Source organism: Protofrankia sp. Cr1, from assembly GCF_963555865.1.
In the GTDB taxonomy this organism is placed as follows: domain Bacteria; phylum Actinomycetota; class Actinomycetes; order Frankiales; family Frankiaceae; genus Protofrankia.
In genome coordinates, this window is sequence record NZ_CAUVXO010000042.1 from 9,135 (window position 1) to 13,802 (window position 4,668).

Sequence of the window (4,668 nt, forward strand, 5' to 3'; positions counted from 1 at the left end):
CATCTTCGGTCGCCTGGGGCAGGTGTGACCGGATCTCGGTCTGGTCCAGAAGTCGGCTCTTGTTGGTGCCGGCGAAACGCCCGGCTTGAATCCAGGCGTCAGGAAATAGTCGCGCCCTGTCGTGCCCGAACAGCAGAACCCCGCCGACGGTCGGGACGGTGCGTCCTTGGTGGACCGTGAGCAGCCGCAGCGTGTCCAGGTCAGCCCGGCGCAGCTTCCGGACCGGCGCGAACAACTCGGAAGCGGCTCGGAAGTCCACCGCTTCCGAGTCCAGTTCCGGCAACGGCTGCTCGTCGTAGGCCTCGCCGCGCGCGTAGCGCCGTAGCTCCTCGACGAGATCGGGATCGGGATCGGCGCGACGGTTGGTGGAACCGACCCGCACATAGACCCCGGCGTCGAGACCCGTGCTGGCGAGGTAGTGCGGCCGGGTGGGACTCGGGAACACCTCAACCGCCACGACATGGGTGCCGCGCCAGGGGATGATCTCGATCTCGGGTACCAGGCGCGGGGCGATCTGATCGCTGGTCACGTTCGCCAGCCGCTCCTCCAGATCCAACGGCTCGGGTACACCGCGGACATGCCGGCTGCCATCGTCGACGCCGATGACCAGCACCCCACCGGAGGTGTTCGCGAACGCCACAACACTCTTGACCACGCCGGCCGGTGAGGATAGATCGCGCTTGAACTCAAGCGTCTTGCCCTCCGACCCTGCAGAGGGGGCTTGGCAGACCTCGTTCCTCTTCTACCGCGACAGGCTCGGTTTCGACCCGGTCGGTGAGCTCGCATGACCTAAAGTCGTGGCCAGTCTCGACATGAAAACGATCAGTGGCCGAGAAGCCGCGGATACGCGACAGCTGAATACGAAACTCTGCCACTATCGAGGGCCCAGTAGCCCACGAATCGGGCCATGATCTCTCGTCTCCCCCGCGGTCGATGCTTGCTGATCGTGGCATTGCCGTTCGACACTGACAATATCCAGTCCTTGTGGGACGCTGACGGCTGTCATGTGCATGTGGGCTACGCCTGCGGCAAGGGGGAAGCATGACGATCGACAACCATCCATGCCTCGTCAGCGTGCCACCGTCGGCGCAGTTGGCGCGATCGGTCAGCATCTGCGTCCTGGGACGTTTCGAGGTTCGCGTCGCCGACGTGCCGATTCGCGTACAGACGAATGTCGCGCGCGTGCTCGCCCTGCTGGCAGTGGAGGCCCGTCCGCTGACCAGATCGGAGATGTCGGCGGTGCTGTGGGCCGATGCCTCGCCCAAGCGGACGTCGGCCAACCTGCGCAGTGCGCTCTGGCGGGCACGGTCGGATTTCGGCGAGGTCATCGAGACCGTCGGCAACACGATCACGCTCGTGGCCGACGTGAACGTCGACATCGAGGATCTTCGCCGCAGCGCGCATTCCCTCATGCACGATGGACATGCCGCGATCGACTGGCCGTGCCCGGTGCTCGTCAGCGAACTTCTTCCCGGCTGGGACGAAGAATGGCTCCTGTTCGAGCGCGAGCGGGTGCGGCAACTGAGCCTGCACGCGCTCGAGGCCCTGTGTCGTCGGTTGTCGGCAGCGGGCCGACACGGTGAAGCCATCGACGCGGCGATGTACGCGGTCGCAGCTGACCCGCTGCGCGAAACCGGCCAGCGGGTGCTCATCGAGGCCCACCTTCGCGAGGGCAACGTGAGCGAGGCGCGACGTCAGTTCGAGCTGTACCGCTCGGTTCTGCTGAATCGGCTCGGCATCGCTCCGTCGAGGTCGCTCGAGCGTCTCGTTAGCGGCGAGACCGCCGACGTAGTGCGCTTCGGGACCGGACGGTCGTCCCGACCCGGCAGCTGACCTGCGCCGGGTTCAGGCACCGGCGACTCAACCATCGGTCCCTCCCGCGTCGGGCCCCTCCCGCGTCGGGCCCCTCAGGCGTCGTCGAGTGGTCGTCGCGCCGGACGAGCCTCGTCGCTCGCGTGGCCACTGCTGCCTTCCCCTCGTCCGGTCTGGATGCGATGACCGGTCCATCGGGCGTAACTTCCGTCCGGCCTGCGTGCGAGCACCGGAACTGCACGCACCGTGATGCCCTCGCGCGGGACCTCCTCGTTCGGCAAGGTCAACGGCGTGGGTTGCATGAGCAGGCTGCGCGCGAGCACGGGCTGCTGGTTCTCGTCGAGCATCGCGCCCTTGCGCAGGCCCACGGCGCCCGGTTCGGTCTGCACCGGCACGAGGGGAATCCAGTGCCGCGGGACCGGCACCTGGAACTCGTACATCACGTCCGTCGGGTCGACTCCGTCCGGCGCAACCGGACGGGCGGGACGAGGCTCGGCCGAACGGGTTCGCGGATCGCCACTGCGGCCGGGCACGACGCGTTCGACCGCCCAACCCATGTTCGCCGTCTCGTCCCGCAGGAACGCAACCTCCTCGACCGGATCGCCAACGAGCGGTTTGGCCGCAACGGGCGGGAACACGACGCCACCCAGTGCGTCACCGGACGCAGCCGTGACCTCGAACATGCGGAAGCCGCGTTCGCGGCGCTCGGCTGCCGCCTCGGGCACGTCGAGTTCCTCGCCGAACGTGGTCGTCACGGTCACCTTCAGGATCTGGTTGATCGCGCCGAGCTTGCCGTCGACGGGAACGACGAGCCAGTCGTCGCCGCTCACGAGCGCGTACTCGGCGAGACACAGCCGCGCGAGGTCGTGCGGTTGCGCTTCGATCGCACCGACGTCGACCGACGAATCCTCGAGCTGCCAGTACCGGTCGGCGGGTTGAGCGGGGTAACGCAGCGGCGTTGCGAGCATGACGTCGCTGACCGGTTCGACCCGGGGCAGGTTCGCGTCGCCATCGAGCGCGACCGCGGTGTCCGGCATCCATTCGAAGTGGTGCCAGCGGGCCGAACCCTGCCCGAAAGCCACCGCCCGCAGCACGACGACGACGTCGCCGTGACCGAACCGCAGCCAGAAGCGATGTTCCAGCCGGGTGGTCGTCCATGCGCCGCCTGCGTCCGGTGATCCCAGCACCCACGCAAGCCATTCGTCGGCGACGGCCTGTGCCCCGGCGGGATCGGCGGATCCACTCACCCAGGCGGGTTGCCCGGAACCGAGCGCATCCCGTGCGGCGCCTCCGTCCGGCACTGCCCCCGACAGCGCATTGAAGATCAGTTCGGCAGACGGATCAAGCCGCCCGGTCGGATCGGACGGGTCGGCCGCCAGCGTGAGCGGATGCGCGGCGAGCAGTGCGCCGGCGGCATCGGCGTGGCCGGCCTCCCGAAGCATCTCGGCGAGCTGTGCGCCCGATTCGGCCCGCCATCGCAATCCGTCCTCGGCGCCGGCACGTGGCGTGTGTTCGACGAGCTCATCGAGGATCGCGCCGGCCGGCCACGGCCGCCACTTCGGTTGGGCCACTTCACTGTCGGTGCCGTCCATGCGTCCAGCAGGTGCCCACGCCGTGATCGGCAGGGCACGTCGCTGCACTCGCACCGAGACCGGCGATCCGGTGTCCTCGCCAAGCAACTCCCCCAGCTGCCACTGCCGGCCGAGAAGCCACAGCGGGTCGGCCACGACCGCGTGCGCTCCGTGCTGCGGATCGCCGGAAACCGATTGCGGTTCGAGTCGGGTCAGGCCCGGAGGGTCGAAGAAGATCAGCGAGAGGCTCTCGGCTGCGATCTTGCTCGCGAAAAGATCGAACGAGAAGGACATCACCGCTTCAGCTCCTTCACGAACGGAATGGTCGTGAGCTTCGACGACGCGAGCAACGCGAAGTCGGGCACCTTCTCGCCCTGCAGCGACGTGGTCCGGGTGTAGATAGCGGGAAGCACGGTGCCTTGTCCGTACAGCCGTTCCAGCGTGACCATGCGGACGCGCGCGAGGTCCACCGTCTGCTCGACGACAGCTCTTATCGCGTCGGTCGTCCATCGCTCGCCGTCCGGCGAGATCGCGCACAGCAGTGTCTGTGGAGGCCTCGACGAGGCCGAGTTGCTGCGCACCGCAAGACCGGTGCGTGCCTTGTTCGGACGCGGATCGTCCGGGTTGGCATCGGGCGACACCTGGTACGGCACGTCCTCGACCCACGCGTCAATCACCAGACCCGCCAACGACGCTGCCTCGGTCACGTCGCCGACCGCGTCCAGCACCGCGTGGACTGCGCCGTTCTTGGGCCACGGACGAGTAGGCGACAATGCGCCGGCAAGCCATTGGTCGGTGCCGACGGCTGGGTGATCCGGCAGGGGCCCGACATTCGGGTCGTCCGGCACCCGCTCCGCCAATTGCACGACCGACACGGCACGCGCGTTGCCGAGTGCCCCGCACAGCATCAGCGACTCGGACAGTCGCGTGACCTGCTGGCGCACCGTGCCCGCGTCGCGGACGAACCTGCGCACCTCGCTGGCCTTCGGCTGCACGAAAGCCGGCTCGGTGGCTGCCCGCACGAACGGATCGGTCGCGGCTGAAGCGCCCGGCGCGAGCAGCGGAACCACGAGGAATCCATCGCCGAAGAGCGCGCCCACGACCTCCTGCGCCTTGTCGAGCACGAGCGGCGCGGGCGTATCGGCCGGCAGCGCCGCCAGTTGTGCGGCGATGGCCTGCGCCGCCGCAGCCTTCGTCGCAGCGGCCTGCCAGGCGAGCCCGGTCCAGGACACGTCGAGCGGACGTCCGGCGAAGGGCGCGAGCGGGACACCGTACGGTGCGAGCG

3 protein-coding genes and 1 pseudogene are annotated in these 4,668 nt (G+C 68.5%); 1 reads left to right on the forward strand and 3 read right to left on the reverse strand.

Annotated elements, in window-relative coordinates; all coding sequences use genetic code 11:
• Positions 1-655: helix-turn-helix domain-containing protein (locus tag U9980_RS06370; protein WP_322767082.1), on the reverse strand; the 655-nt coding region annotated here is incomplete at its 3' end.
• Between the two features lie 386 nt (positions 656-1,041).
• Between U9980_RS06370 and U9980_RS06375 the strand changes: the two genes are divergently transcribed.
• Complete coding sequence (locus U9980_RS06375) at positions 1,042-1,833, forward strand: AfsR/SARP family transcriptional regulator (RefSeq protein ID WP_322767083.1); 792 nt, start codon at positions 1,042-1,044, stop codon at positions 1,831-1,833.
• Between the two features lie 74 nt (positions 1,834-1,907).
• On the opposite strand, the gene U9980_RS06380 is transcribed toward U9980_RS06375, so the two are convergent.
• Positions 1,908-3,677 (reverse strand): hypothetical protein, encoded by a 1,770-nt coding sequence (locus tag U9980_RS06380; RefSeq protein WP_322767084.1) that lies wholly within the window; start codon positions 3,675-3,677, stop codon positions 1,908-1,910.
• Positions 3,677-4,668, reverse strand: a pseudogene (locus U9980_RS06385) (hypothetical protein); the annotation flags it as partial. The pseudogene U9980_RS06385 and the gene U9980_RS06380, both read right to left, overlap by 1 nt.

What these genes read in the sequence shown, in the direction of transcription:
- U9980_RS06375 (WP_322767083.1), top strand. Translation starts at nt 1,042, where the DNA reads ATGACGATCGACAACCATCCATGCCTCGTCAGCGTGCCACCGTCGGCG.
- U9980_RS06380 (WP_322767084.1), bottom strand. Translation starts at nt 3,677, where the DNA reads ATGTCCTTCTCGTTCGATCTTTTCGCGAGCAAGATCGCAGCCGAGAGC.